Genomic DNA, 25,832 nt, shown 5'->3' with positions numbered 1-25,832 from the left:
CAAAGATACAATTTAATAATATAAGCTTTAAATCGAATAACTTAATTTTACTCAGACTTAACTATTAACCATGAAAATACCTTCGATTTCCATTATTGCAATCTTATTAATGTCTTGTTCGGTAAACAAACAAAGCAAAGTAAGTACTAAAGAAAAGAACGATTTTGTAATTGCTTTTGGTTCTTGTAATAGAACTGATTTGCCAAATCTATTATGGGACGATATTTTAAATACAAAACCTGATGTTTGGGTTTGGGGAGGTGATAATGTTTATGCGGATACAAACGATATGGAAGCATTAAGGATAATGTACAATGAACAGAACCAGAATAAAGAATATAAAAAACTTATTGAAAGTACCGAGATTGTAGGTACATGGGATGATCACGATTACGGTTTAAATGATGGTGGAGTAGAATTTGAGGCTAAAGCCGAAAGTCAGCAAGAATTTTTGAATTTCATGAACGTATCAATGGATAGTCCTTTAAGAAAACAGGAGGGAGTGTATAGTTCAAAGAAGTACAATTTAAAGGAGGGTAGGATAAATTTAATAATTTTAGATACCAGATACTTTAGAACAGCATTAACACCAGATAACGAAACAAATAAACGAGTTAAGCCAAATGAATACGGAGTTGGTAGTGTGCTAGGAGAAATACAATGGGCTTGGTTAGAAAAAGAATTAAATCATTCTAAAGCTGATTTTAATGTTATTGTTAGTAGTGTTCAATTTTTATCTAATGAGCATGGGTTTGAGGCTTGGGGTAATTTTCCTCACGAGGTAGACCGTTTAGAAAATTTGATTTCTAGCTCTAAGGCTAAAGGAGTTATTATATTATCTGGAGATCGCCATATTTCCGAGTTCTCTCAAGTTCAACTAAAGAATATGGACTATCCATTAATTGATTTTACGAGTAGCGGACTCACACATGCTTATAAAGGATTTAAAGGAGAATCTAATCCGTACAGGGTAGGGGAAGTTATCTTTACAGAGAGTTTCGGCACCTTAGAATTTGATTTTAGCTCTAGAACTGTTGATTTTAAGATAATTGGTGATAATGGTGTCGTCTTGCAAAAATTAGAACAACACTATGAATAGTTGCGAGTTATGAGGAAAAACGTATTTTTGCGCAAAAATTAAGATATGAGTACGAATAGAACATTTACTATGATTAAGCCAGATGCCGTTGAAAATGGACATATTGGAGCAATATTAGAAAAAATTACAGCTGCTGGTTTTAAAATAGTGGCTATGAAATATACACAACTTAGCTTAAGAGATGCACAAGAGTTTTATGGTGAACATAGAGAGCGTCCTTTCTTTGGCGAGTTGGTTGAGTTTATGACAAGAGGACCAATAGTTTCTGCTATTTTAGAAAAAGAAAATGCAGTTGAAGATTTTAGAGCATTAATAGGAGCTACTAATCCTGCTGATGCAGCTGAAGGTACTATTCGTAAGATGTTCGCTACTAGTATTGGTGAGAATGCAGTACATGGTTCAGACAGTGATGATAATGCGGCAATTGAAGGTTCTTTTCATTTTGCAGGAAGAGAGATTTACTAAGTCAAATAATATTGTATAAAAAAACCAGCCTTATAGGCTGGTTTTTTTGTTCTTTTAAATAAATTTCTCTGCTATAATAGATTGGAATAGTCAACTAACGAAGAACTAATTTTTTCACAAGTTCTTTTCCTAATTCTTCATTAATCATCCTGATGATCTTAGATTTACCTAAACTAAGTTCCTCTCTTAAAACAGAAGAGGAAAGAGAAACATATAGGGTGTCGAAACGTAATTCAATTTCAGTAGTATAATTATTTACACCATTACCCATTAGCCTTGCCCATGCGTCTCTGGCATCTACTTTATCCATTCCCTTTTCCAATTTATTTTTTTGAATAAATGCAGAAAGTGCGTCTTTCATAGATGTATTTTTGTTGTCTCGCCTTGCCATTATGGGTTTATGTTTATAGGTTCAAATCTTTCATACGTATAGATGATGCCTTGGTTATTTTTTACAGAGAAACTTTTTTCTGAAAGTGATAGTAAAACTTCTTCCCAAGTATTTAATTCTGTAGCATAATTCATGAAAACAGAATCATTTGAGATTCGAATAAATAATGGTTCAGCATCATTAGAAGTTTCAAACGTACCATTAAACTTAGGGCTAACTTTTTTTCTAAACCCCTTTAAAGAGTCTAAACTAATATAGTCGACCGTACTATTTATTGAATACTCTTTTTTAGCCCCATCTTTAAAGGTAACCTCTTTTATTTCCCAATACCCATTTAAAAGATGTAATTGCTCTTGGTCAATTTTTGAACCACAAGAGATAAATAATAAAGTGCAAACTAGAAGAAAATTTTTCAACATTATAATTTAAATATTTTATAGGATTGATGAATTTTTTTGACCACACTTTCAGTTCGTTCTGCATGAGTGTCACTTATGAAAATCTGCCCAAAATTTTCATTATTCACCAAGGTAATAATATGTGATACACGATGTTCATCTAATTTATCAAAAATATCATCTAAAATTAGAATAGGAGTTGCTCCACTTTGTGACTTCATAAAGTGAAACTGAGCAAATTTAAGTGCTATTAAAAACGATTTCTGTTGACCTTGACTTCCGAATTTTTTGATAGGAAATTCGCTAATTTCAAAGTTGAGGTCATCTTTGTGAGTACCGACACTTGTGTATTGTAATGCGCGATCTTTATCAAGGTTATTGTTTAACAAAGTTAATAAATCATCATTCAATAATTTACTGTCATAGTTAAGTGCAACTTTTTCAGTACCACCAGTAATCGCTTTGTATTGTTCCTGAAAAATCGGAATAAAAGCTTCTAAGAAAGAAGTTCTTTTGTTGAATATTTCAGTTCCGTATGTATTCAATTGTTCATTGTAAACGGCTAAAGTGTCTTTGTTAAAGGTACGATTGGCTGCAAAATATTTTAATAGCGCATTTCTTTGAGATAGCACTTTGTTATAATTGATAAGGTGCTGTAAATAATTTTTGTCTGATTGGCTAATAACGCCGTCAATAAACTTACGACGGGTATCGCTACCTTCAATTATTAGATCACGGTCTGCTGGTGATATAATAACTAATGGAAGTAAACCTATATGGTCTGCGAAACGGTCATAAGCTTTTCCGTTTCTCTTTATAATCTTTTTGTTGTTCCTCTTTAAACTACAAACTATTTTTTCTTCCCTGTTTTCTTTTTCGAAGGTTCCGTTAATTACAAAGAAGTCAGACCCATGCCGAATGTTTTGAGAAGAAATAGGATTGAAGTAGCTTTTTCCAAATGAGAGATGATAAATAGCATCGAGAATATTGGTTTTTCCAATGCCGTTATCGCCTACAAAACAATTTATTTTGGAATCGAATACAAGTTCTTTGGATTCAAAATTTTTGTAATTGATCAGTGATAATTGTCTCAGCAGCATTAAAATTATTGAATTTTAGATTTGGAAGAATGAAAACTACTTTAAAATATCCAAAAATAACGAATAAATACACTATAGGATTTCAATAAAACCTTTATTTTTGCGCGACCAATAAAATTAGAGATGGCTACATATAAGAAAAGAGGATATAAACCAGAAACCAAAGCTGAAAAGCAAGAATTTGATGAACAAGAAAGCACAACTGCTGAGGTTTTTAGTTCTTTAGATGAAGGAGCTTCTAGATCAGAAGAGTGGGTTTCTAAAAACCAGAACTATATATTAGGGGCTATCGGAGTAATAGCTATAAGTGTTCTAGGCTATTTGGCATACAATCAATTTGTAGTTAAACCTAATGAGGCTAGTGCTGCCAATGAAATGTACTATCCTCAACAATATTTTGACCAAGCTTTGGCTAGTGCAACTGCTAAAGATTCATTATTTACATTGGCATTAGAAGGTGCTGATGGTAAATATGGTTTTTTAGATATTATAGAAGAGTACAATGGTACTAAAGCTGCAAATTTGGCCAATTATAGTGCAGGTATGTCTTACTTGAATATGAATAATTATCAGGATGCAATTACCTATTTAGAAGATTTTAGTTCTGATGATGCTGTATTAGGTGCTTTGGCAAAGGGTGGTTTAGGTGATGCATTTATGCAATTGGGTCAGCCTTCTGATGCATTGGGTTACTATGAAGCTGCTGCGTCGCACAGTAATAACGAATATACTACTCCGAAATTTTTATATAAAGCAGGTGTAACCGCTATTGAAATGGGAGAGAAAGACAAAGCTTTAAGCTTTTTTGAAAGAATTAAAAATGAGTTTCCAAAATCAGAAAATGCAAATTCTATAAATGCTTTTATAGGAATGGCTAAAAGTGGTGAATAATGGCAACAATAAATAAAAATTTATCAGTTTATGATAAAGCAACAATCCCAAACGCGAACGGACTTCGGTTTGGGATTGTTGTTTCAGAATGGAATTCTGATATAACTGAAGGGTTATTTTCGGGAGCATTAGAAGCCTTGTTAGACTGTGGTGCACTATCATCTAATGTGTTGAGATGGAATGTGCCTGGTAGTTTTGAACTCACCTATGGTGCTAAGAAAATGATCGAGACGCAAAAACTTGATGCGGTTATTGCTATAGGTAGTGTAATACAAGGGGAAACAAAACATTTCGATTTTGTGTGTGATGCCACTGCGCAAGGCATTAAAGATTTAAATGTTACTATGAATGTTCCTGTTATATTCTGTGTGCTTACGGATAATAACATCCAACAATCCATTGATCGAAGTGGAGGTAAGCATGGTAACAAAGGTACTGAGGCTGCAATTGCTGCCATTAAAATGGCTGTACTCGGAAAATAGTTGTCACCATATTTCTTTCTAATTCTTTGTAAAGCCTAACTTTAGTATAGGTTTACTGCGCCTGTTAACAAATTTTGGCATTCCTTATATGCCCTGTTTTTCTATTTTAAGTAACTTTGGTACTATGGGGATGTTGAGTAAAATAACGCGGTTACGAAAAAACAGACAATTCGACTATAATCCTAGGTATTATAATGGCAAGGGTAAAGGCAATCCCTTTAAAATGGAACCTAAATTTGACCAATTTCGTAGCACATTAGATACATCTCGAGGATTAAAAAGAAAAATCAATCGAGCTTTAGAAGATGCTAAAAGAAAAGGAGATCGTAATCTGAAAATTCGGATGCTAGTTATTTTAGCTGTTTTAGTGCTTATTTTCCTTTATATAATTGATTTTGACCTCTCAATATTCTTTTCTTCATAATGGCCGATATTATTAGATTATTACCTGATCATGTAGCAAATCAAATTGCTGCAGGTGAAGTTGTTCAGCGTCCATCTTCTGTGGTAAAAGAATTATTGGAAAATGCTATTGATGCCGGAGCAACTGAAATACAACTTATTGTTAAGGATGGTGGTAAAACATTGATTCAAATCGTAGATAATGGCAAAGGTATGAGTGGTACCGATGCACGGTTGAGTTTTGAACGGCATGCTACATCTAAAATTCAAAAGGCAGAAGACTTATTCAATTTACATACTAAAGGTTTTAGAGGTGAAGCATTGGCTTCTATCGCTGCAATTGCACATGTAGAAATGCTTACCAGAACTGAAGAAGACGAAATAGGTACTCGTATAAAGATGGAAGGCAGTAAAGTTATTGCACAAGAGGTTGTTGTAGCTCCGAAAGGAACTTCAATGCTTGTAAAAAATTTATTTTTTAATATTCCTGCACGGCGTAATTTCTTGAAATCTGATCAAGTAGAATTTAGACATATTACTGATGAGTTTCATAGAATTTCACTGGCACACCCTCAAGTTGCATTTAATTTCTATAATAATGGTAGTGATGTTTTTCAATTACCGGCTAATAATTTTAGAAAACGTATTGTTCAGATTTTTGGTAGAAAAACTGATGAAAAGTTGGTGCCTGTTGAAGAGGAAACTCAGGTTGTCAAAATTTCTGGTTACATACAAAAGCCTGAGTTTGCAAAAAAGAGTAGGGGTGAGCAGTTTTTCTTTGCCAATAATAGGTTTATTAAGAGTCCATATTTACATCATGCTATATTAGGTGCTTTTGAGGGATTAATTCGTCCGGGTACTCACCCAGGTTATTTTTTAAACTTAGAAGTTGATCCAGGCACTATAGATATCAATATACATCCAACTAAAACAGAAGTGAAATTTGACGATGAGCATACTTTATACGCTATGCTTAAATCTACGGTAAAACATAGTTTGGGTCAATTTAATGTCGCTCCTGCTATTGATTTTGAGCAAGACCAAAACTTAGATACCCCATATTCTTATAAAAATAAAGAAGTGGGTATACCTCAAGTTGTTGTTGATTCTTCATTCAATCCATTTGAGGCAGTTAAAACATCCAAAGGTAATTCTACTAGTAACTATTCTAAACCTAACGTTGAAGGATGGGAAAATTTATACTCTGGCATGGAGGTGTCTTTAGAGGGTAATTCTCATAGCCAGTTAGAATTTGAGTCTGAAATAGTAAATAGTAGTATTTTTGACGAAGGTAAAGAGGGGGTGGAGCATACAACTACCACTTTTCAATTAAGAAAAAAATATATTATAACGACTATTAAATCCGGTATGGTTGTTATTAATCAGAGTAGAGCACATCAACGAGTTCTTTACGAGAAATTCTTGAAAAATATAACTATTAAGGAAGCGGTTAGCCAGCAATTATTATTTCCGCTTACGCTGGCTTTTTCTTCAAGTGAGATTAGTATTCTCAATGAAATTAAAGAAAATTTATGCACTGTAGGTTTTGTATTGGGAAAAGTTACTGATGACGGTGTAGAAATTAAGGGAGTACCAGTTTTAGTTGCAGAGAGTGAAGTGCAAATGATAATGGAGCAGTTGATTTCCGATTTTCAACAAGAGGTGCCGGGAGATAGTTTTTCGCAAAGTGATATGTTGGCAAAAACGCTTGCCAAAACATTATCAGTAAAGACAGGAGAAACATTAGACGAGTTTTCTCAGGTAAGATTGGTAAATGATTTATTTGCTTGTAAGGAAACAACTTTGAGTCCGTTTAACAAAAAAGTATACATGACAATAACTGAGAACGATATTGAACGAAAATTTATTTAAATGGGAAGACTAACAGAAACAATCAAACACTTACTTATAATTAACGTTCTGTTTTTTATAGCCACCCAAATGTATGGGGAACAAATGTACGAGTGGTTCTCGCTATATTTTCCTAAGAATGAGCATTTTCAGCTTTGGCAAATTATTACGCACATGTTTATGCATGGTGGCTTTATGCACATATTATTCAACATGTATGCGTTATGGGCATTTGGTACACCGTTGGAAAAAATGTGGGGTAGAAATAAATTTTTGTTTTTCTACATATCTGCAGGTCTAGGTGCGGCGTTGATACATATTGGTGTTAACTATTATTATTATAATGCGGGAATGAGTGCTTTAATAGACTCGGGTTTAACCGAAAGTAGTATTTTAGAAATCATTAATAACGGACAATATAATACAGAATGGTATTCTATTGCGGGTAAGGCAACTATTGATAATTTTTTAGGTGCTTTTAATACTCCGGTAGTAGGTGCTTCAGGTGCTATTTATGGTATTTTAGTGGCATTCGGAATGTCATATCCAAATAGTGAACTTTTTCTTATTTTTCTACCTGTACCCATTAAGGCAAAGTTCTTTATACCTGTGCTTATTGGATTAGATTTGTTCTCTGGTGTAACAGGGTATAGTTTATTCGGACAAGGAATTGCACATTTTGCGCATGTTGGTGGAGCATTGTTCGGATTCTTAATGATGTGGTATTGGAAAAAAAATCAGTTTAATAATAAAAGGTGGAACTAAGATATGGCTCAACCCGATTTAAAATATCAGTTTAGTAGGTTAAACATTGCAGAGAAGCTAATTGCGATAAACGTAATAGTTTTTATTGTAAATGCTTTGGTGCCTTTTTTATTGGGTATACCTAAAAATAGTATTGTACAGTGGTTCGAATTGCCAAATGATATCGTTGATATAGCATTTCAGCCGTGGTCAATCGTTACGTACTCCTTTTTTCATGGTGGAATTGGGCATCTATTTTGGAATATGCTGATGATATATTTTGTTGGGAAAATCTTTCTTAATCTATTTGATACAAAGCGATTTTTGAACGTTTATATACTCGGTGTCATATTAGGTGGACTGTTTTTCGTTTTAGGCTACAACATCTTTCCGGCATTTTTTAATACTAATGCATATTTAATAGGAGCTTCAGCAGGAGCAAGTGCAGTTCTGATTTTTATATGTACTTACCTGCCGAATCAAGAAGTAAGAATTATTTTTTTTAATGTAAAACTTTGGATGGTAGGAGCGGCAATTGTTTTATCAGATCTAGTTCAATTGCCAATAAGTAATTCTGGAGGGCATTTAGCACATTTAGGAGGTGCTTTCTTAGGCTATTTATACGCGAGCCAATTACTTAAAGGAAATGATATAGGCTCTGGCTTCTCTAAATTTATGGACAGTGTTGCAAATATCTTTAAGGGTTCTGAAAAAAAGGCTCCTTTAAAAACTGTTTATAAAAATAAAAGCAAAACTACCGGTACTTCTTCTAAGGCAGATTATGATAAAAAGACGCATCAGAAAAAGATTGATGCTATACTTGATAAGATAAGTAAGTCTGGTTACGAAAGCCTTTCTAAAGTAGAAAAAGATTTCTTATTCAAGGCAGGTAAAGAAAACTGATCAAGATGAAAAAAGTTTCTTTTTTTTCGAAAATCATGTTGCTGTTAAACATGATTTTTTCTTTTTCTTTATTAGTTGCGTGTATAATTCCTTATACCTCTTCGGCTAGTCTGGCATTTGTTAGTTTAGCAGTTCCATTATTGGTGATACTAAATATCTTGTTCTTTTTATATTGGCTAGTACGTAAGAAGTATTATTTGCTACTCTCTCTTTCTATACTGATTTACGGTTATTTTTCATTAGGGACATTCTTTGGTTTCAATTCAGTTAACAAATCTTACAGTAACAAAAACTCATTGTCCATTATGAGTTTTAATAGTTTGGGATTTCAAGGTAAAAAACATGAATGGGAAAGTACTGCTGGTGATACCATAGTAAAGTTTATTCAAGAAGAGAGTCCTGATATTGTTTGTTTTCAAGAGTTTGATAACAAGAAAATTAGATCTAAATATTTTGAAGAATATCCTTTTAAGTATGTTGATTTTGAATTTGGACCCTATAATGGTCGTGTCATTCAGGCTATTTATTCAAAATATAAGATTTTAGATAATGGTATTTTAGAATTTCCTGAGTCCTCTAATAGTGCAATTTTTGTTGATGTTAAATATGAGACAGATATATTACGCATCTATAACTTACATTTAGAATCTTTAAATATTAGACCTAGTAGTATTAAAAAAGAACGATCAGATAAATTGTTTGGTAGATTACGAAATTCTTTTGCAAAACAACAAGAGCAGTCTACTATTGTTAGAGAGCATATGAATAATAGTCCTTATCGAAATATTGTTTGTGGTGACTTTAATAACACTCAGTTTTCAAACTCGTATTTCACTGTTAGGGGTGATTTAAAAGATAGTTTCTTAGAAAGGGGTAAAGGTTATGGGAAAACAATCAACTTCTGGAAATTTCCATTTAGAATAGATTTTATCTTAGTTGATCCAGTTTTTGAAATACTATCTCATAAGAATTATGATATTAATCTTTCTGATCACGAACCGATTATGGCGACTATTAAAATTCCGAGCGAATAAATAGACAATCTACAGTATCCGCAAGTATGTGTAATAATAACGCTAAGCCGATTATTCTAGTTTTTTTAATGGCAAAAAGTATCATGTAAATAACTATAGCCCAATAGGTGTGTAATGGGTGGAAATTAATACTACAGCGATTTGGGTCGAACATTGGGTTGGCCAATATATGATCTAAATCTATAATGATACCTAGTAATAGAATTATGGAAACCCAAAAGCGATTTTCCTTATAAAAATAGAAAGCTATAAAAATTGGCACAATAAAATGGATGCCATAATGAGCTATAAACCTAACCATTAGTTGGTATAATAAATTCGTGGTTTAAATAATCTACCGTGTTTGGGCCAACATTAAAAAGTAAGTCTAAGATGCTTAAGTTAGGTGTAAAGCCATGGCGGTCACCAAATACTTGAACATAAGGTTCTATATTTAATTGGTGTTTTAATTTGGCACTAATCATAAATCTATAATCCTCTTGGTCAACAGAAATAACATCGAACTTTTTCGTTTTAAGCTGAGGCATTTCTAATTGAAGACACTCGAAAACAGTTTCTATGGTTTTAAGATTAAAGTCCAACAAACTCTCAAAAGGTTGTGTATATAAAGGTTTTATTTCGTCTTCGTAGAACTCAAAGAAAGGTGATGTTCTATATGCTGTTTCTAATGTTCTCCAATGTTGTCTTTGCCATGGGTACGAATTGTCTATCCTAACATCTTTATATTTTTGTCTACCATTAGTTTTGTTGGCATGAACAATAGGAATACTTAGAATATGTTTGCCGCGGTCGTTGCAAATATATGTTCGATTTCTTAGTGTCTGTTTTTGATAATTATCTTCAACCTCCCAACAGATGTCATGGTGCATAATGTAACTGAACGTTACTATGTTCGGAAAATAAGCCGGATGAATTAATTTCATCTGTTGTGTTCTTTTGTTTTTAACAATGAAAATTATTTTTTAGCCTTGTTTCGTTTCCAAAACCAGTTTCCAACGAAATAGGTTACTAATAAAATCAAGAAATATTTGAAATAAGATTGTGGTTCACCATCTTCATTTACAGTTGTGAAGATACGGTCCCATCTAGGTCTCCAATTACTAATGCCTTCCGTGAAGTTATCGAAACTCATCCAAATGAAAATTGGTGTTCCAACTATGTGGTTTTCTGGTACATATCCCCAAGCTCTGCTGTCTTCTGAGTGGTCTCTGTTATCACCCATCATCCAATAATAATCTTGTTGAAAAGTATATTTTGAAGCAGGGTTTCCATTTATGATTATTTGATTTCCAGAAACCGAAATTTCATTTTTCTCATACTCCCTTATTATCTTTTTGTAAAGCGGGAGAACCTTTAAGTTTAGGTCTACAGTTGCACCTTTTTGTGGGATATAAATAGGCCCCATCTGACTGTAATTCCATGGATAATCGGGACTTTGAGGAAACAAGTTGATACCTCTTCTGCCTTTTTCTGCCACATTTTGAATAACAGAATCAATGTTTGCATCAGCTTTAAGTGTTTTAACCATGTCAGCAGTTAAAGGTACTGTGCGCTCGCGGTCTGTAATCTCCTTTAATGATAACCTATATTTTTTAATCACATTGGCAGGTATGCCTGAGCCCTTTGTTAAGAGTTCTATTTGTCCGTTTTCAGCTTGATTGTAACCTGATAAATAATTTCTTATTCCGTTTACTTGCTCTTGATTTAGAGGATTTGATAAATACTTTCTTGTGAAGTCGGTAATATCTAGTGCGTCAAGTGTTCTTGAAGAGACACCTTTTGAACTATATATATTATAATCAAATTGTGGTTTGGCACTTCCTGGTAATTCTAATTGTTTCCCATTAATGAATACATAACCATTTCGAACTTCTAATGAGTCGCCTGGAACTCCAACACAACGTTTAACATAGTTCGATTTTTTATCTATAGGCTTGTCAACACCTTTTTCTTTTTTAAAGAATACACGCACTGTATCGGCTGGCCAGCTGAAAACTACAATGTCATTTCTTTCCACTTTCGTGAAACCTGGAAATCTGAAATATGGTAATTGTGGCTTTTTTAAATACGATGGTACTCCTAAAACAGGTAGCGTATCGTGAACCATTGGTGCGGCTACTGTAGTCATTGGTGTTCTTGCACCATAATGGAACTTACTTACGAATAAAAAATCACCCACTCTTAGTGTGCGTTCTAAAGACCCGGTAGGTATTACATATGGTTGTATGAAATAAGTATGCACCAGTGTAGCCGCAACAATAGCAAATAAAATTGAACTTACCCATTCGCCCATAGCTGTCTTTGGCTGAAGACTTCTGTCTTGAATATAAGTAACATCAAGAGTGTAGTTTACATAATAGATATAAAAACCTAGTGTAAATACAACTAGCCATGTCTCTAACGTACTATTTCGGCCAAAACTTCTTATGGTTTCAACCCAAATGACAGGAAACATTAATAAGTTAATAATAGGAATAAATAAAAGAACTACCCACCATTTTGGTCTATTTATAATTTGCATCAATACAATAGCATTGTAGACAGGTATAGCTGCTTCCCAAGCTTTTCTACCAGCTTTTACATATAATTTCCAAGTTCCTAAAAAGTGTATAACCTGTACAAGGAGAATAAAAATAATCCATTGGGTGGCATTCATGAGTTTTGTTTTTTATAGATATAATATGAATTTTCAATACTGCTTTCAAGCATCAATAATCCATCAGTCTTTTTGTTTGTTTATTGTTACACTTTTTAACCAAGGTTTAACACATCTCGCATAGAGAAAATACCGGTTTTTCCGATAATCCATTCGGCAGCAGTCACAGCACCTAAAGCAAATCCCTCTCTATTATGAGCGGTATGTTTTATTTCTATACTGTCAACAGCATTCTCATAGGTTACGGTATGGGTACCTGGAGTTTTTCCAATTCTTTTAGATGTAATTGGTAATGAGCCGTTAGTAGTGTCGTCTAATTTCCATTGACTATATTCTGAGTTAGCTATAACGCCTTCCGCCAATGTAATTGCTGTACCACTTGGGGCGTCTAATTTTTGAGTATGGTGAATTTCCTCTAATGAAACTTTATAATCAGGTAGGTTCTTCATCATTTTGGCTAAATAATCATTTAACTCAAAAAAAATGTTCACTCCGAGACTAAAGTTTGAGGCATAAATAAATGCTCCATTTTTTTTCTTACATAATGAAATTGCATCTTCATATTTATCTAACCATCCTGTTGTACCAGAAATAATAGGAACGTTGTTATTGATACATTTGGTAATATTACCGAAAGCCGCCTCAGGCATACTGAAATCTATAGCAACATCCATACTACTGAAATCAATATTCTGCGTATGCTCATCAATTTTGGCTGCAATCTCATGACCTCGATTTAAGGCAACTTGCTCTATCATCTGACCCATTTTTCCGTATCCGAAAAGTCCAATTCTCATTCTTAAAATTTTATAGTTAGGGCCATTCCGTAATTCGGAGTATTGGTCACTTGATTGAAATCAATAAAAGGTTCGAAATCTATGCTTAGATCATCATCAATATTGAACTGTTGTAAGTGGGCATCTACATTAGCATCAACAATATTAAAAGCATATAAAGCAATTGCGGCTACTAGCCATAAATCTCGATCACTTTGAAATCGATTTTGTTGGTATTCTAAATCATCGGTATCTAATGAAGGAAGAGTTCCCGTATTTAAATCATAAAATTCATCGTCAATATAGCCGGCTTGTCTTCTTATAAAAGCGGTTCTAAAACGTTTATAATTATTGTTATTAAAATTGTACATGTAAATACTACCTCCAATAGCTCCCCAAACAATAGGTACTTTCCAATATCTTCTATTGTAAACCTGGCCCATGCCTGGTAAAATAGCAGAATAAAAAGCAGCCTTGCTTGGTGCAAGAGGATTGAACTCTTTTTTGACCTTCTTAAATGAAACAGAATCTTGAATAATAATACCTTCTTCGGCAAGCGTAGCTGTGATACTATCAGTTTCAGAAACAGGAGCAACCTCCTGTTCTTCTTGAGAAAAGCAAAAATGTATTGAAAAAAGAATTATAATAAATGAAGTGATGTAGCTACGCACCTGTAATCAATTTTTTGATACGGTCGAATTCCTCTTGAGATTTAAAAGGAATAGTGATTTTCCCTTTTGAATTATCTGTAGATTTTATATCCACTTTTACTGATAATGCATCAGTAAGCTCTTTAATTCCTTTGCGAACAAAAACTGCAGGACCACTATGAACTGTCTTTTTTATTTCTTTAGGTATAGTATCTTCAGAATGATAAGCTTTAACGGCACTTTCTGTATCTCTTACTGAAAGGCTATTGCTTATAATTTTTTCGTAAAGAGTAATCTGATCTTGCTTTTTGTCAATATTGACTAAAGCTCTACCGTGGCCCATGCTTAGAAAACCATCTCTCATACCTGTTTGAATGATTGGATCTAATTTCAATAAACGAAGGTAATTAGCGATAGTAGACCTTTTTTTACCAACTCGTTCGCTTAATTTTTCTTGAGTAAGATTGATTTCATCAATTAAACGTTGGTAGGATAATGCAATTTCTATAGGGTCTAAATCTTGTCGTTGAATATTCTCAACCAAGGCCATTTCTAAAGATTCTTGGTCATTTGCAATACGTATGTACGCAGGTATAGTTTCTAGTCCTAATAATTTAGATGCTCGAAACCTTCTTTCCCCAGAAACTAATTGAAATTCATTAAAGCCTAACTTTCTGACTGTAATAGGTTGAATTACACCAAGTTCTCTAATGGATGTGGCTAATTCTTTTATTGATTCATCATTGAAATTAGAACGAGGTTGAAATGGATTTACCTCAATATGTTCTAAATCGAGCTCAATGATATTACCAACTACTTTATCTGCATTTTTGTCTGTTGCAGTATTTATATCATTTTCGGGATCTTTTAAAAGTGCCGAAAGACCTCTACCTAAAGCTTGTTTCTTTGTCGCTTTTGCCATACTTAAACCGTCTGCTTATTTTTTTTGACTATTTCATCGGCCATATTCAAATAATTGGTCGCTCCTTTACTAGCAGCGTCATATTTGATGATACTTTCTCCATAACTCGGCGCTTCGCTCAAACGAACATTACGTTGAATAACGGTATCGAATACCATATCTCCAAAATGCTTGCGCACTTCATCAACTACTTGGTTCGATAAACGCAATCTAGAATCGTACATGGTTAATAACATGCCTTCTATATCTAAATCAGGATTATGTAAGCGTTGAACACTTTTAATAGTGTTTAAAAGTTTACCTAAGCCTTCAAGTGCAAAATATTCACATTGTATTGGTATAATGACCGAATCTGCAGCAGTTAACGCATTCAACGTTAATAACCCTAAAGAAGGGGCGCAGTCAATCAATATATAATCGTAATCTTTTTTAAGGTCTATAATAGCCTTTTTCATCATGTATTCGCGCTCATCTTTATCAACCAATTCGATTTCAATGGCGACAAGGTCGATATGTGCAGGAATAAGGTCTACATTAGGCGATGTGGTGCTTATTATAGTTTCCTTTGCCGTTTTAGTATGTTCCATAAGTTGATAGGAACCTAATTCTACGCCGTCTACATCGATACCAAGACCAGATGTGGCATTTGCCTGTGGGTCTGCATCGATTAATAATACCTTTTTTTCCAAGACACCTAGCGAGGCAGCTAAGTTGACTGTAGTAGTAGTTTTACCTACTCCTCCTTTTTGATTGGCTATAGCAATAATCTTGCCCATATTCAAAGTAAGTTAGGTCGTAAAAATACAATTATTTATGGGGCTAATGAAAGGATTTTGTTAACACTAGGTGAATAACCGACAGCTTTTCATTAAAAAAGCGTTAAACTTTTAATTATGAAATGATTAGGTTGCCTGTTTAGTTGTAGTATTTCTATTGGCAATAACTTATTAAAATGATATTAAAACTATTCTTTATCCTTTTGTTTTAAGCTATCCTCATATTCAATAAGATAAATTTCCTCGTTTTTTTTCTTTAAATAATACTCCTCACGTGCAAACCGCTCAAGCTCACCTTCATCAGATAATTTTTCAATAATTTTCTTATCCTTTGCAATCTCTTCCTTTAAAAAGTCTTGGGTTTTTTCTAATTTTTTGATTTCCTTTCTTAATTCTAAATGAATCAATAAAGAATTGGTGTCAAAAAATAACATCCAAACTACAAAAACGGAAAGTACCAATACATACATATTTGTCATGATTTTAAACCATTTTTTCTGTTTTAAATCTTTAAAAGCCATTAGGACTGCATTAGTTTTTCGTTGATGATACTTCTGACAATTTCAACAGCAACGGTGTTGTATTTGTTATTAGGTATTATTATATCAGCGTACTCTTTTGTTGGTTCAATAAATTGCTCGTGCATAGGTTTAATGATAGACTGATACTTTTCTAAGGTTTCATCTAAATTCCAACCTCTTTCGTTAACATCTCTTTTTAACCTTCTTATAAGTCTTTCATCTGTATCTGCATGTACGAATATTTTTATATCGAACATTTTACGAATGGCCGAATTGGTCATTATTAAAATTCCCTCAACAATAATAACTTTAGTAGGGTGTGTTAAAATTGTTTTTGCGGTTCTATTACACTCAAGAAAAGAATACACTGGTTGTTCTATAGACTCTCCGTTTTTAAGTGCTATTAAATGTTTTTCTAAAAGAGCGAAATCAATAGAACTAGGGTGGTCGAAATTAGTTTTTCTTCTTTCCTCTAAAGTTAAGTGTGATAAATCGTTGTAGTAAGAGTCTTGTGAAATTACACCGACTTCTTCATTAGGTAGTTCATTAATAATTTGATTTACAACGGTAGTTTTGCCACAACCGGTTCCACCAGCTATACCTATAATTAGCATACATTCAATTTTGCGTCAAAAATACATATTTGAATTTCAAAAATCCCCAAAACTTAAAAATCAAGTTTAATTAACATCGCTTGAAATACTAAGCCTTATTTTTGCACGATGCAAAATGAACAGGTAAAACCCAATTTTGAGTTTGTGGCCTTAATGGCTTCTTTGATGTCTATCGTGGCCTTAACTATTGATGCTATTTTACCGGCAATAGCTGATATTGGAATTGCTATAAATAGTCTAGACCCTACGAGAAATCAGTTGTTAGTTACTATGATTTTTTTAGGATTAGGTGTAGGTCAATTATTCTTTGGTCCACTGTCCGATAGCCTAGGTAGAAAACCAATAGTATATTTCGGGTTTACAATTTTTCTAATTGCAAGTGTTATTTGTTTGTTTGCACCAAATCTTGAGATTATGTTGGTGGGGCGCGTTTTACAAGGTGTTGGGCTTTCTGCTCCAAGAACTATTAGCATATCTATAATTCGCGATACTTATAAAGGAGATTATATGGCGAAAATAATGTCGTTCGTAACTGCTTTTTTTATTTTGGTACCAATCGTTGCTCCTGCCATAGGTAAGACTATTATGCACATAATGGGATGGCAAGGTATTTTTTATATGCAGTTGTTTTTTGCGTTAGTAGTGGGGATTTGGTTTTGGAAACGACAGGACGAAACCCTTAATCCAGATTATAAGGTTAAATTTTCGTTCGGTATTTTTTTAAAGGGAACAAAAGAAATTTTCAAGTATAAAGAGACTGTTTCTTGCACCATGATATCAGGACTGATAACAGGCTCGTTCTTGGTTTATTTAAGTTCGGCGCAGCATGTATTCGAAGAGCTATATGGCTTAACAGAAACGTTTCCATATGTTTTCGCGGGTCTTGCCTTTTCTGTTGGAATTTCTACGCTTTTGAACGGTACCTTGGTTTTGCGATTCGGAATGCGGAATTTATCATTTTTGGCATTGGTTATGTTTACATCACTAGCCTTATGTTATAGCTTTATATTTTGGAATTCAGAAGATCCTGGTTTGGTTGTTCTGTTAACGTTTCTTTCACTATTGTTTTTGTGTTTAGGCTTTATTTGGGGTAATATGAGGTCAATTGCAATGGAGCCTATTGGTCATATTGCAGGTATTGGCGCTGCCATTACTGGTTTTGTGTCAACCATATTAGCAATTCCGATTTCTATATTTGTTGGTGGTTTTATTGAAGACTCTGTGTGGGCTCTTTTTGCAGGTTTAGGCGTATGTGGTTTATTATCCATTCTACTTTTTTTAGCTTTTAAAACACGACCGTTGTTTGCGAACAACCACATATACACCAATTAAGGAAGTTTTTTTAAACTAATTTAAATTTTACTCCTATAAATAATTCATTTCCATGAAATTGGAAGCTGTTGCAATTTATACTTATTTTTATGCTGCCTATACGTTAAGTATCTGATATACAATGTAATATTTGTAAATTGATAATGTCTCGAGTATGGTATTTTTTGAGACCACCAAGGCATATGAAATGAGAGAATTTAAAAAACTAAACTTTGTTGTCGGATTATTAGTATTGTTTTTTTTCTTAGGATGTAAAAATAATAAGCAAAAAGCTGAACTAGCTTCATTGAATCTATTAAGAGGCGAACTTCAATTATGTGGAAATGGTCAATTTGGTGATGTTAGTTTTTCTGAATCGTGTAGTTATGAAACTAGAAAAACTTTTAATCTTGCAATTTCTTTACTTCATTCTTTTGAATACATCGAAGCTGAAAAAGCTTTCGTGCAAGTTATTGATGAAGATCCCGATTGTGCAATGGCCTATTGGGGAGTTGCAATGAGTATCTATCACGGATTGTGGGCACCACCTGAACCATCTGTTTTAAAGAAGGGTATTAAGCTACTTGCAATTGCAGAAAAACTTCCAAAGTCTAAAAAAGCGGAACAATATATAAGCGCTATTGGAGCTTTTTATAAGGATTGGCTGACGGTAGATAACCAAACAAGAAAAGAACTTTATTCCCAGAAGATGGAGAATATGTTTAAAGATTATTCTGACGATACTGAAGTAGTAATTTTTTATGCGTTGGCTCTTCGTGCTTCTGCGATACCGACAGATAAAAGCTATTCAAAACAACGTGCCTCGGGTAAGATTTTACAAGATTTATTTAAAGAAGAACCTAATCATCCTGGTATAGCACATTACATTATACATTCTTATGATTATCCAGAATTGGCTGAACTCGGACTTAGTACTGCAAGAAGGTATGCAGATATAGCTCCGAATTCTGCGCATGCACAACATATGCCATCACATATATTCACTAGATTAGGACTGTGGAATGAGTCTATTAATACGAATATAAATTCAGCAGCTTCGGCTATTTGCTATGTCGAAAGCATTGCACCCGGCGCACATTGGGATGAAGAAGTACATGCAATGGGGTATTTGGTATATGCATACTTGCAAACTGGGGAAAATAAAAAAGCCATTGAACAATATGATTATCTGAAATCATTTGAAAGAATATTTCCTCCAAATTTTAAAATTGCCTACACAGCGGCTGCTATTCCTGCTCGAATAGCTGTAGAGAATAAAAATTGGGAATCGGCCTCTTTATTAGATTTGCCGCAAATCCCAGAAATGGAATGGGAAAAATTTCCTTGGCAACAATCATTGCTCCATTTTGCAAAAGCCTTAGGTTCTATTCATATAAATAACTTAATTGAAGCAGATAAGGAGCTTACGTTATTGAAATCATATAGAGAGGAGTTAATAGGCTTAAATGATAGTTATAAAGCAAATCAAGTTGCTATTCAAATCGAAATAATTGAAGCTTGGGTAGAATTTAAGAGTGGAGATGTAGAAAAGGCATTAAGTCAAATGAGAAATGCTGCAGAAATGGAAAGTTTGACTTCAAAACACCCAGTTACACCAGGTGAAATCTTACCTGCAGATGAGCTTTTGGCCGATATGCTTTTAAAAGCTAACAGGCCAAGTGAAGCTTTAGATGCCTATGAATTAAACCTTAAAAGAAGACCAAATAGATTTAATGGAATTTATGGGGCTGCCTTAGCTGCCAAAGAATCTGGTAATAACGAAAAGGCTATTTTTTATTTTGAATCACTCCTTGATCTCACCAAAGATTCTAACACTGACAGACCAGAGATACGTGAGGCTAAAGAATTTCTTCAACTTAATTCGTAATCATGAATATAAAGTGTTTAGTATGGTTTTTGTGTACGCTCATTTTTTTAGTGCTGTCATGTAATAGTTGGGAGAGGGAGGAACTTCCTATTTATAATCCATCAGATTTTAATGCAGAATTGGTAGATGTTAGTTTACAGACTAAAAATAAGAATCATACCGTTTTAGATTTTGAACTAATAAATCAAAATGGAAAAATAGTAACTCAAGAAGACTATAGAGATAAGGTTTATATTGTTGATTTCTTCTTTACTAGGTGTCCAAGTATTTGTCCTGTTATGACAGATAATATGGTTAAGATTCAAAATGAATTTTTAAATAATAGTGATATTATGTTATTGTCACTTTCCGTAACCCCTGAAATAGATAGTATTTCGGTACTACGAAAATATGCAAATGATAAAGGTGTAATAGATTCTATATGGAACATAACTACTGGGAGTAAAAAACACATTTATGAGCTAGCTCGCAAAAGCTATTTTGCAGTTGTAGAGCAAGGGGACGGTGGGCTACAAGATTTTATACATACGCCTAATTTTATTTTGGTCGATAGGAAAAGACAAATTAGGGGTGTTTATAATGGCACTGAAGATGAAGAAATACTGCGTTTATTTCAAGACTTAAGAATTCTTACACACTCATAATTAATAAATTAAAAAGAAAATACCTCATTATATTTTAGGAAGGAAGTCAGATATTGAGTTAATAATTTCTCGTATAAAATAAAAATTCACCAAACCCATAATTTAAAACGAGTTTGGTGAAATTTGGTAATGTTGATTTTTAAAAATTATAGTGAATTATCCATAATTTCCTTCACTACTTCTGGGTTCAATAGCGTACTAGTATCCCCTAAATTGCTTGTATCGTTACTTGCAATTTTACGAAGAATTCTACGCATAATTTTACCACTACGGGTTTTTGGAAGTCCAGATACAAACTGAATTTTGTCCAATTTAGCAATAGGTCCGATATGTTCTGTTATCTGTTGGTTTATTTCTTTTCTAAGGTTTTCTCGGTCTCGACTTTCCCCTGTCTCTTTCAAAATAACATAACCGTAGAGTGCATTTCCTTTTACATCATGAGGGAAACCTACAATGGCTGATTCTGCTACTGCAGGGTGTTCATTAATAGAATCTTCTATAGGCGCTGTACCTAAGTTATGACCTGAAACAATAATAACATCATCAACACGACCAGTAATTCGGTAATACCCAACAGCATCTCTAAGAGCACCATCACCTGTAAAATACATGTTTTCATATGCTGAGAAATAAGTATCTCTATATCTGTCATGATTACCCCAAATTGTTCTTGCAATTGCGGGCCATGGGAATTTAATACATAATCGACCTTCAACTTGATTACCTTTTAATTCTTTGGCGTTCTCATCCATAAGGGCTGGTTGAATACCAATAAAAGGTAGTGTCGCATAGGTAGGTGCTGTTGGTGTTACATAGGGTATTGGGGTTATCATTATCCCACCTGTTTCCGTTTGCCACCATGTATCAACAATTGGGCTATTTTTCTTTCCTATATTATTGTTATACCAGTGCCATGCCTCCTCATTAATAGGTTCGCCCACCGAGCCTAACACCTTTAGGCTTGAAAGGTCGTGTTTTTCAACATAATCTAAATTCTCTTTTGCTAATGCCCTTATAGCTGTAGGTGCGGTATAAAATTGATTTACTTTATGTTTTTGAATCACATCCCAAAAGCGACCAAAATCTGGATAGGAGGGTACCCCTTCAAACATTAATGTGGTTGCTCCGTTCGCCAATGGTCCGTATACGATGTATGAGTGACCGGTAATCCAGCCTATATCGGCGGTACACCAATATACATCATTTTCAGTGTATTGAAAAACATTTTTAAAGGTGTATGCGGTATATACCATATAACCGGCAGTGGTATGAACCATACCTTTTGGAGTACCCGTTGAACCAGATGTGTATAGAATAAATAATGGGTCCTCTGCATCCATAATTTCTGCAACACAATCAGCATACGCATCATCTAATAAAGGTTGTAACCACTTGTCTCTACCACTTTCCATGTGAATATCAGAACCCGTCCGTTTTACCACGAGAACATTTTCTATACCAGGACATTCTTCGAGCGCCTTATCTACGATTCCTTTTAAATCGATTGATTTTGTTCCTCTGAATGAACCATCAGAAGTAATGACCATTTTACAATCAGAATCATTGATTCTTGTTGATAATGCATTTGATGAAAATCCTGCAAATACTACAGAATGTATGGCTCCTATTCGAGCACAGGCTAAAAGTGCTACTGCAAGCTCAGGTATCATTGGTAAATAGATGCACACTCGGTCACCCTTTTTTACCCCATGGTCTAATAATACATTTGCCATACGGCAAACTCTTTCATGTAATTGCCTGTAAGTTATATGAACTGCTTCCTCTTCAGGATTGTTGGGTTCAAATATGATGGCAGTTTTTGTCCCCCTAGTTGGTAAATGTCGGTCTAAACAGTTTTCTGTAATATTTAGTTTGGCTCCTTCGAACCATTTTACTTCTGGTTTTTTAAAGTCCCAACTCAAAACATTATTCCAGCGCTTTCGCCAAACAAAATGCTCTTCGGCAATTTCTTCCCAAAAGGCCTCCGGGTTTCGTACCGATTTACGATACACTTGAAAATATTCTTCTAAATGTTTGATGTGATAATTACTCATTGTACTCGTTAATTTTATATTATAAAGGTGTTCACACCTTTATTCTATTGATAAAAGTTGATTTGTTTCAATTAATGTCCAGTGGCTTCGCCAGCTCCACTTGGTATTCTAATATTTTCTACAATTTCTTGAACTTCTTCTGGTGGTTCAGGTGTGAATTGTAAAACAATGATTGCTACAATAAAGTTAGCAATCATAGCGATACTGCCAAAACCTTCGGGAGAAATACCAAACCACCAATCTGCCTGCGTGCCGCCACCAAACCAACCGAATTTGAATTTGGTCATATAAAATAACATAAGAATTATACCTACCACCATTCCGCTAATAGCACCTTCCTTATTCATTTTTTTGTAAAAAATCCCTAGTACTATTGCAGGGAAAAATGAAGCTGCTGCCAAACCAAATGCCAACGCAACTACGGCTGCCACAAAACCTGGCGGATTTATTCCGAAATAACCAGCGATAATAACAGCAACTGTAGCCGAACCCCTAGCAACCCATAACTCTGCTTTGTCTGAAATATTCGGATTAAAAACTTTCTTTACTAAATCATGTGATACAGAAGCAGAAATAACCAGTAGAAGGCCTGCAGCTGTAGAAAGCGCGGCAGCCAGACCGCCTGCAGCTACCAATGCAATTACCCACGCAGGTAAATCTGCGATTTCAGGATTTGCCAAAACCATAATATCGTTGTCAATTGTAAGCTCGTTTTTTTCTTTATCGGCTACGTATTGAATTTTACCATCGGCATTTTTATCATCGAAAGCTAATAATCCTGTTTCTTCCCAATTTTTGAACCAAACTGGCATATTGGAATATTCTTCGTTACTAACCGTGTTAATTAAATTCGTTTTTGCAAATACAGAAACAGCGGGTGCTGTAGTATAAAGAATCGCAATTAATAACAATGCTAAACCAGCAGACTTTCGTGCGTCCTTAACTTTCTTTACGGTAAAGAATCTAACGATTACATGGGGTAGCCCGGCAGTACCTACCATTAAAGCTAACGTTATTGCAAAAACATCTGTTATTGATTTAGAACCGTCCGTATACTTATTAAATCCAAGTTCAGTAGAAAGTCCATCTAATTTATCCAGCAAAAAAGTTCCTGAACCATCATTTAAGGTTGAACCCATTCCTAATTGCGGAATAGGATTTCCAGTCATTTGTATCGAAATAAAAATAGCAGGAACCATAAAGGCAAAGATTAGTACGCAATACTGCGCTACTTGGGTATAGGTGATTCCTTTCATGCCTCCTAAAACGGCATAAAATAATACAATGATCATTCCTATAATCACACCCGTATTAATATCTACTTGTAAAAACCTAGAGAATACAACACCAACACCTCGCATTTGACCGGCGACGTAGGTAAATGAAACGATCAATGCACAGATAACGGCAACAATACGTGCAGTTTTTGAGTAATATCGATCGCCAATGAAATCTGGTACGGTAAACTTGCCGAATTTACGTAAATAGGGAGCTAGGAGTAATGCCAGCAATACGTAACCTCCCGTCCATCCCATTAAGTAAACCGAGCCATCATATCCAGCAAAGGAAATAATACCAGCCATTGATATAAAAGAGGCGGCAGACATCCAATCTGCAGCAGTAGCCATTCCGTTAGCTAGGGGGGAAACTCCACCACCAGCTACATAAAAATCTTTTGTAGAACCAGCTCGAGAGTAAATTGCGATTCCTATATATAGAGCGAAAGTGACCCCTACTAAAATATACGTCCAAGTTTGAACACTCATTTGATTGTTTTTTTATGGTTGGTTTTATATGATGCTATTCGTTATAGCCGTATTTTTTATCTAGTTTGTTCATTAATCGAACATAGACAAATATGAGTATTACGAAAACGTAAATAGAACCTTGTTGGGCAAACCAGAAACCTAATTTAAATCCCCCAATTTTGATGGAGTCTAATGCATCTTTAAATAAAATTCCAGCTCCGAATGAAACTACAAACCATATAGCTAAAAGTATAAATAGATACCTTACGTTCTGTTTCCAATAAGCCGATGCTTTTTTTTGTTTTTCTGACATTTCAATTCAAGTAAATTATCTCGGGCAAAACCACGAGGCATTAAAAAGGAAAATGTTTTTATTATCGAGATAAACCTCGAAGCATTTAACTTTCGATTATCGAGTAAATTAGGTAAAAAAGTTCAATTTGGTAAGTAAATAACACCACTAGAAGAATCTTTTTTTGCTCCTGTAACAGATGAAAGAACATTTGTTTGTTGTTCAACCCTTAAGACACCCATTAAAGCAAACACCAATGCTTCCTTAAATTCTATTATAATTTTTTCGGGTATGATGACCTCAATGATTTCACCCAATTTTTGTTGCAAGGTTTCTATAAAGAAAGAATTCAGAGCACCGCCCCCTGTAACTAATAAACGTTGTCTTTTACCTTTGGAGTTTAAATTGATTTGCTGTGCTATTTTATCACAAATATGATGTATGCTTGTATGTAGTAAATTTTCAATGGAGTCATCCGTTTCTTCCACGATAGGTACTACGTCTGCCAAAAACCACTCATAGCCAATAGATTTTGGGTATGGCAGTAGATAGTATTGTAGGTCATTCAAGCGTTTCAGCATAGTATCATTTACAGCGCCTTTTCGTGCCAAATTTCCGTTTTCATCATATTCTAAATTAACTTTTCTAGTAATATAATTTAAAATCATGTTCGCTAGACCAATGTCATAGGCTATTCGCTTTCCTTTTACATCAAAAGAAATATTACTAATTCCGCCTAGATTAAGGCAATAATCATATTCACTAAAAAATATTCGATCACCAATAGGCACTAAAGGCGCACCTTGACCTCCTAATGCTAAATCGTTTGTTCTAAAGTCGCAGATTACCTTATGACCGCTTGTATTTGCTAAATGCTGACCTGAACCCACTTGAAAAGTTAACCCCATTTCTGGTCGATGGTGCGTGGTATGACCATGACTGGCGATAAAGTCAACATCTAGTTTGTCTTCATCAATAAACAGCAATGCTTGCTCTCCTAACCATGTGCCATAGGTATTATGCAGTTCAATTAGTTTTTCTGCGGATAAACCAATGGCATCTTTTAAGGTGTTCAACATTTCTGCATCGTAGGATACGCTTTTGGTATTCTTAATGTCAAATTGCCAAGCTCCATTATTCTCCCAAATATGACAATAAGCAAGGTCTAGGCCATCTAAGGAAGTTCCTGACATTAGGCCGATGATTTTATATACTTTCAT

The 25,832-nt window shown here is 34.3% G+C and carries 27 protein-coding genes; 11 read left to right on the top strand and 16 right to left on the bottom strand.

Translation table 11 applies throughout. The features are described 5' to 3' along the window. Nucleotides 1-70: 70 nt before the first annotated feature. Together AAC084_RS09565 and AAC084_RS09560 are read left to right on the top strand one after the other, a co-directional pair. Nucleotides 71-1,099, top strand: a complete 1,029-nt coding sequence (locus tag AAC084_RS09565) for an alkaline phosphatase D family protein (protein ID WP_339839949.1) — start codon at nucleotides 71-73, stop codon at nucleotides 1,097-1,099. A gap of 45 nt (nucleotides 1,100-1,144) precedes the next feature. Next, nucleotides 1,145-1,564 carry a nucleoside-diphosphate kinase gene (locus AAC084_RS09560; protein WP_339839948.1) on the top strand — a complete coding sequence of 140 codons (420 nt, stop codon included), beginning with the start codon at nucleotides 1,145-1,147 and terminating at the stop codon, nucleotides 1,562-1,564. 94 nt (nucleotides 1,565-1,658) lie between these two features. On the opposite strand, the gene AAC084_RS09555 is transcribed toward AAC084_RS09560, so the two are convergent. The 3 genes from AAC084_RS09555 to recF are packed head-to-tail and all read right to left on the bottom strand — an operon-like array spanning nucleotide 1,659 to nucleotide 3,453. After that, entirely contained in the window at nucleotides 1,659-1,955 is a 297-nt protein-coding gene (locus AAC084_RS09555; protein WP_339839947.1) for a DUF721 domain-containing protein, read from the bottom strand. After that, nucleotides 1,955-2,374 (bottom strand): hypothetical protein, encoded by a 420-nt coding sequence (locus AAC084_RS09550; RefSeq protein ID WP_339839946.1) that lies wholly within the window; start codon nucleotides 2,372-2,374, stop codon nucleotides 1,955-1,957. Before AAC084_RS09550 ends, AAC084_RS09555 begins: the two co-directional genes overlap by 1 nt. Further along, a complete protein-coding gene (recF, locus tag AAC084_RS09545) occupies nucleotides 2,374-3,453 on the bottom strand; it encodes a DNA replication and repair protein RecF (protein WP_339839945.1) in 1,080 nt (359 codons plus the stop codon). Before recF ends, AAC084_RS09550 begins: the two co-directional genes overlap by 1 nt. 123 nt (nucleotides 3,454-3,576) lie before the next feature. Here recF and AAC084_RS09540 point away from each other — a divergent pair, with 123 nt between their 5' ends. From AAC084_RS09540 to AAC084_RS09515, 6 genes are all read left to right on the top strand, one after another. Beyond that, nucleotides 3,577-4,344 carry a tetratricopeptide repeat protein gene (locus tag AAC084_RS09540; RefSeq protein WP_339839944.1) on the top strand — a complete coding sequence of 256 codons (768 nt, stop codon included), beginning with the start codon at nucleotides 3,577-3,579 and terminating at the stop codon, nucleotides 4,342-4,344. Beyond that, nucleotides 4,344-4,826, top strand: a complete 483-nt coding sequence (gene ribH, locus AAC084_RS09535) for a 6,7-dimethyl-8-ribityllumazine synthase (RefSeq protein ID WP_339839943.1) — start codon at nucleotides 4,344-4,346, stop codon at nucleotides 4,824-4,826. Before AAC084_RS09540 ends, ribH begins: the two co-directional genes overlap by 1 nt. Before the next feature lie 423 nt (nucleotides 4,827-5,249). Continuing rightward, nucleotides 5,250-7,100, top strand: coding sequence for a DNA mismatch repair endonuclease MutL (gene mutL, locus AAC084_RS09530; RefSeq protein WP_339839942.1), 1,851 nt, complete (start codon nucleotides 5,250-5,252; stop codon nucleotides 7,098-7,100). Further along, nucleotides 7,101-7,844 (top strand): rhomboid family intramembrane serine protease, encoded by a 744-nt coding sequence (locus AAC084_RS09525; protein ID WP_339839941.1) that lies wholly within the window; start codon nucleotides 7,101-7,103, stop codon nucleotides 7,842-7,844. A gap of 3 nt (nucleotides 7,845-7,847) precedes the next feature. Further along, on the top strand, nucleotides 7,848-8,726 hold the full coding sequence (locus tag AAC084_RS09520) for a rhomboid family intramembrane serine protease (RefSeq protein ID WP_339839940.1): 879 nt from the start codon (nucleotides 7,848-7,850) through the stop codon (nucleotides 8,724-8,726). A 50-nt stretch (nucleotides 8,727-8,776) separates the two neighbouring features. Further along, nucleotides 8,777-9,760: an endonuclease/exonuclease/phosphatase family protein gene (locus AAC084_RS09515; RefSeq protein WP_339839939.1), complete on the top strand. Its 984-nt coding sequence runs from the start codon at nucleotides 8,777-8,779 to the stop codon at nucleotides 9,758-9,760. Here AAC084_RS09515 and AAC084_RS09510 read toward each other — a convergent pair. The 9 genes from AAC084_RS09510 to udk form a co-directional block, all read right to left on the bottom strand. Next, a complete protein-coding gene (locus tag AAC084_RS09510) occupies nucleotides 9,741-10,061 on the bottom strand; it encodes a DUF6122 family protein (protein ID WP_339839938.1) in 321 nt (106 codons plus the stop codon). The genes AAC084_RS09515 and AAC084_RS09510 overlap by 20 nt on opposite strands. Then, nucleotides 10,054-10,683, bottom strand: a complete 630-nt coding sequence (locus AAC084_RS09505; protein ID WP_339839937.1) for a WbqC family protein — start codon at nucleotides 10,681-10,683, stop codon at nucleotides 10,054-10,056. Before AAC084_RS09505 ends, AAC084_RS09510 begins: the two co-directional genes overlap by 8 nt. A 32-nt stretch (nucleotides 10,684-10,715) precedes the next feature. Next, complete coding sequence (lepB, locus tag AAC084_RS09500; protein WP_339839936.1) at nucleotides 10,716-12,416, bottom strand: signal peptidase I; 1,701 nt, start codon at nucleotides 12,414-12,416, stop codon at nucleotides 10,716-10,718. A gap of 95 nt (nucleotides 12,417-12,511) precedes the next feature. Then, the gene (dapB, locus tag AAC084_RS09495) at nucleotides 12,512-13,213 is read right to left on the bottom strand and encodes a 4-hydroxy-tetrahydrodipicolinate reductase (RefSeq protein ID WP_339839935.1); all 702 of its coding nucleotides are present in this window, start codon (nucleotides 13,211-13,213) and stop codon (nucleotides 12,512-12,514) included. 2 nt (nucleotides 13,214-13,215) lie between these two features. Continuing rightward, complete coding sequence (locus AAC084_RS09490) at nucleotides 13,216-13,863, bottom strand: DUF5683 domain-containing protein (protein ID WP_339839934.1); 648 nt, start codon at nucleotides 13,861-13,863, stop codon at nucleotides 13,216-13,218. Beyond that, the gene (locus AAC084_RS09485) at nucleotides 13,856-14,764 is read right to left on the bottom strand and encodes a ParB/RepB/Spo0J family partition protein (RefSeq protein ID WP_339839933.1); all 909 of its coding nucleotides are present in this window, start codon (nucleotides 14,762-14,764) and stop codon (nucleotides 13,856-13,858) included. The genes AAC084_RS09490 and AAC084_RS09485 overlap by 8 nt, the downstream gene beginning before the upstream one ends. Before the next feature lie 2 nt (nucleotides 14,765-14,766). Then, nucleotides 14,767-15,540 carry an AAA family ATPase gene (locus AAC084_RS09480; protein ID WP_339839932.1) on the bottom strand — a complete coding sequence of 258 codons (774 nt, stop codon included), beginning with the start codon at nucleotides 15,538-15,540 and terminating at the stop codon, nucleotides 14,767-14,769. A 188-nt stretch (nucleotides 15,541-15,728) separates the two neighbouring features. Beyond that, nucleotides 15,729-16,061, bottom strand: a complete 333-nt coding sequence (locus tag AAC084_RS09475) for a septum formation initiator family protein (protein WP_339839931.1) — start codon at nucleotides 16,059-16,061, stop codon at nucleotides 15,729-15,731. After that, nucleotides 16,061-16,675: a uridine kinase gene (udk, locus tag AAC084_RS09470; RefSeq protein WP_339839929.1), complete on the bottom strand. Its 615-nt coding sequence runs from the start codon at nucleotides 16,673-16,675 to the stop codon at nucleotides 16,061-16,063. Before udk ends, AAC084_RS09475 begins: the two co-directional genes overlap by 1 nt. A 108-nt stretch (nucleotides 16,676-16,783) precedes the next feature. On the opposite strand from udk, the gene AAC084_RS09465 reads away from it, so the two are divergent. From AAC084_RS09465 to AAC084_RS09455, 3 genes are all read left to right on the top strand, one after another. Continuing rightward, a complete protein-coding gene (locus AAC084_RS09465) occupies nucleotides 16,784-18,007 on the top strand; it encodes a multidrug effflux MFS transporter (RefSeq protein WP_339839927.1) in 1,224 nt (407 codons plus the stop codon). Nucleotides 18,008-18,194: 187 nt separating this feature from the next. Further along, the gene (locus AAC084_RS09460; protein WP_339839925.1) at nucleotides 18,195-19,874 is read left to right on the top strand and encodes a hypothetical protein; all 1,680 of its coding nucleotides are present in this window, start codon (nucleotides 18,195-18,197) and stop codon (nucleotides 19,872-19,874) included. 2 nt (nucleotides 19,875-19,876) lie between these two features. Beyond that, nucleotides 19,877-20,518: an SCO family protein gene (locus AAC084_RS09455; RefSeq protein WP_339839923.1), complete on the top strand. Its 642-nt coding sequence runs from the start codon at nucleotides 19,877-19,879 to the stop codon at nucleotides 20,516-20,518. A 146-nt stretch (nucleotides 20,519-20,664) separates the two neighbouring features. Here AAC084_RS09455 and acs read toward each other — a convergent pair whose 3' ends face one another. The 4 genes from acs to AAC084_RS09435 all read right to left on the bottom strand — a co-directional run bounded on the left by acs (nucleotide 20,665) and on the right by AAC084_RS09435 (nucleotide 25,832). Further along, nucleotides 20,665-22,572, bottom strand: a complete 1,908-nt coding sequence (acs, locus tag AAC084_RS09450) for an acetate--CoA ligase (RefSeq protein WP_339839921.1) — start codon at nucleotides 22,570-22,572, stop codon at nucleotides 20,665-20,667. A gap of 71 nt (nucleotides 22,573-22,643) precedes the next feature. Further along, a complete protein-coding gene (locus AAC084_RS09445; RefSeq protein ID WP_339839919.1) occupies nucleotides 22,644-24,338 on the bottom strand; it encodes a sodium:solute symporter family protein in 1,695 nt (564 codons plus the stop codon). 34 nt (nucleotides 24,339-24,372) lie between these two features. Beyond that, entirely contained in the window at nucleotides 24,373-24,633 is a 261-nt protein-coding gene (locus AAC084_RS09440; protein ID WP_339839917.1) for a DUF4212 domain-containing protein, read from the bottom strand. A 122-nt stretch (nucleotides 24,634-24,755) separates the two neighbouring features. Then, the gene (locus AAC084_RS09435; RefSeq protein ID WP_339839915.1) at nucleotides 24,756-25,832 is read right to left on the bottom strand and encodes an anhydro-N-acetylmuramic acid kinase; all 1,077 of its coding nucleotides are present in this window, start codon (nucleotides 25,830-25,832) and stop codon (nucleotides 24,756-24,758) included.

It is taken from the genome of uncultured Maribacter sp. (genome assembly GCF_963977385.1).
GTDB lineage: Bacteria > Bacteroidota > Bacteroidia > Flavobacteriales > Flavobacteriaceae > Maribacter.
Note: the sequence above shows the minus strand (reverse complement) of the source record. Positions and strands in the feature narration are given on the sequence as shown.

Excerpts from the sequence above, each read along its gene's own strand:
- AAC084_RS09565 (WP_339839949.1), top strand. The coding sequence starts at position 71 with ATGAAAATACCTTCGATTTCCATTATTGCAATCTTATTAATGTCTTGT.
- AAC084_RS09560 (WP_339839948.1), top strand. The coding sequence starts at position 1,145 with ATGAGTACGAATAGAACATTTACTATGATTAAGCCAGATGCCGTTGAA.
- AAC084_RS09555 (WP_339839947.1), bottom strand. The coding sequence starts at position 1,955 with ATGGCAAGGCGAGACAACAAAAATACATCTATGAAAGACGCACTTTCT.
- AAC084_RS09550 (WP_339839946.1), bottom strand. The coding sequence starts at position 2,374 with ATGTTGAAAAATTTTCTTCTAGTTTGCACTTTATTATTTATCTCTTGT.
- recF (WP_339839945.1), bottom strand. The coding sequence starts at position 3,453 with ATGCTGCTGAGACAATTATCACTGATCAATTACAAAAATTTTGAATCC.
- AAC084_RS09540 (WP_339839944.1), top strand. The coding sequence starts at position 3,577 with ATGGCTACATATAAGAAAAGAGGATATAAACCAGAAACCAAAGCTGAA.
- ribH (WP_339839943.1), top strand. The coding sequence starts at position 4,344 with ATGGCAACAATAAATAAAAATTTATCAGTTTATGATAAAGCAACAATC.
- mutL (WP_339839942.1), top strand. The coding sequence starts at position 5,250 with ATGGCCGATATTATTAGATTATTACCTGATCATGTAGCAAATCAAATT.
- AAC084_RS09525 (WP_339839941.1), top strand. The coding sequence starts at position 7,101 with ATGGGAAGACTAACAGAAACAATCAAACACTTACTTATAATTAACGTT.
- AAC084_RS09520 (WP_339839940.1), top strand. The coding sequence starts at position 7,848 with ATGGCTCAACCCGATTTAAAATATCAGTTTAGTAGGTTAAACATTGCA.
- AAC084_RS09515 (WP_339839939.1), top strand. The coding sequence starts at position 8,777 with ATGATTTTTTCTTTTTCTTTATTAGTTGCGTGTATAATTCCTTATACC.
- AAC084_RS09510 (WP_339839938.1), bottom strand. The coding sequence starts at position 10,061 with ATGGTTAGGTTTATAGCTCATTATGGCATCCATTTTATTGTGCCAATT.
- AAC084_RS09505 (WP_339839937.1), bottom strand. The coding sequence starts at position 10,683 with ATGAAATTAATTCATCCGGCTTATTTTCCGAACATAGTAACGTTCAGT.
- lepB (WP_339839936.1), bottom strand. The coding sequence starts at position 12,416 with ATGAATGCCACCCAATGGATTATTTTTATTCTCCTTGTACAGGTTATA.
- dapB (WP_339839935.1), bottom strand. The coding sequence starts at position 13,213 with ATGAGAATTGGACTTTTCGGATACGGAAAAATGGGTCAGATGATAGAG.
- AAC084_RS09485 (WP_339839933.1), bottom strand. The coding sequence starts at position 14,764 with ATGGCAAAAGCGACAAAGAAACAAGCTTTAGGTAGAGGTCTTTCGGCA.
- AAC084_RS09480 (WP_339839932.1), bottom strand. The coding sequence starts at position 15,540 with ATGGGCAAGATTATTGCTATAGCCAATCAAAAAGGAGGAGTAGGTAAA.
- AAC084_RS09475 (WP_339839931.1), bottom strand. The coding sequence starts at position 16,061 with ATGGCTTTTAAAGATTTAAAACAGAAAAAATGGTTTAAAATCATGACA.
- udk (WP_339839929.1), bottom strand. The coding sequence starts at position 16,675 with ATGCTAATTATAGGTATAGCTGGTGGAACCGGTTGTGGCAAAACTACC.
- AAC084_RS09465 (WP_339839927.1), top strand. The coding sequence starts at position 16,784 with ATGCAAAATGAACAGGTAAAACCCAATTTTGAGTTTGTGGCCTTAATG.
- AAC084_RS09460 (WP_339839925.1), top strand. The coding sequence starts at position 18,195 with ATGAGAGAATTTAAAAAACTAAACTTTGTTGTCGGATTATTAGTATTG.
- AAC084_RS09455 (WP_339839923.1), top strand. The coding sequence starts at position 19,877 with ATGAATATAAAGTGTTTAGTATGGTTTTTGTGTACGCTCATTTTTTTA.
- acs (WP_339839921.1), bottom strand. The coding sequence starts at position 22,572 with ATGAGTAATTATCACATCAAACATTTAGAAGAATATTTTCAAGTGTAT.
- AAC084_RS09445 (WP_339839919.1), bottom strand. The coding sequence starts at position 24,338 with ATGAGTGTTCAAACTTGGACGTATATTTTAGTAGGGGTCACTTTCGCT.
- AAC084_RS09440 (WP_339839917.1), bottom strand. The coding sequence starts at position 24,633 with ATGTCAGAAAAACAAAAAAAAGCATCGGCTTATTGGAAACAGAACGTA.
- AAC084_RS09435 (WP_339839915.1), bottom strand. The coding sequence starts at position 25,832 with ATGAAAGTATATAAAATCATCGGCCTAATGTCAGGAACTTCCTTAGAT.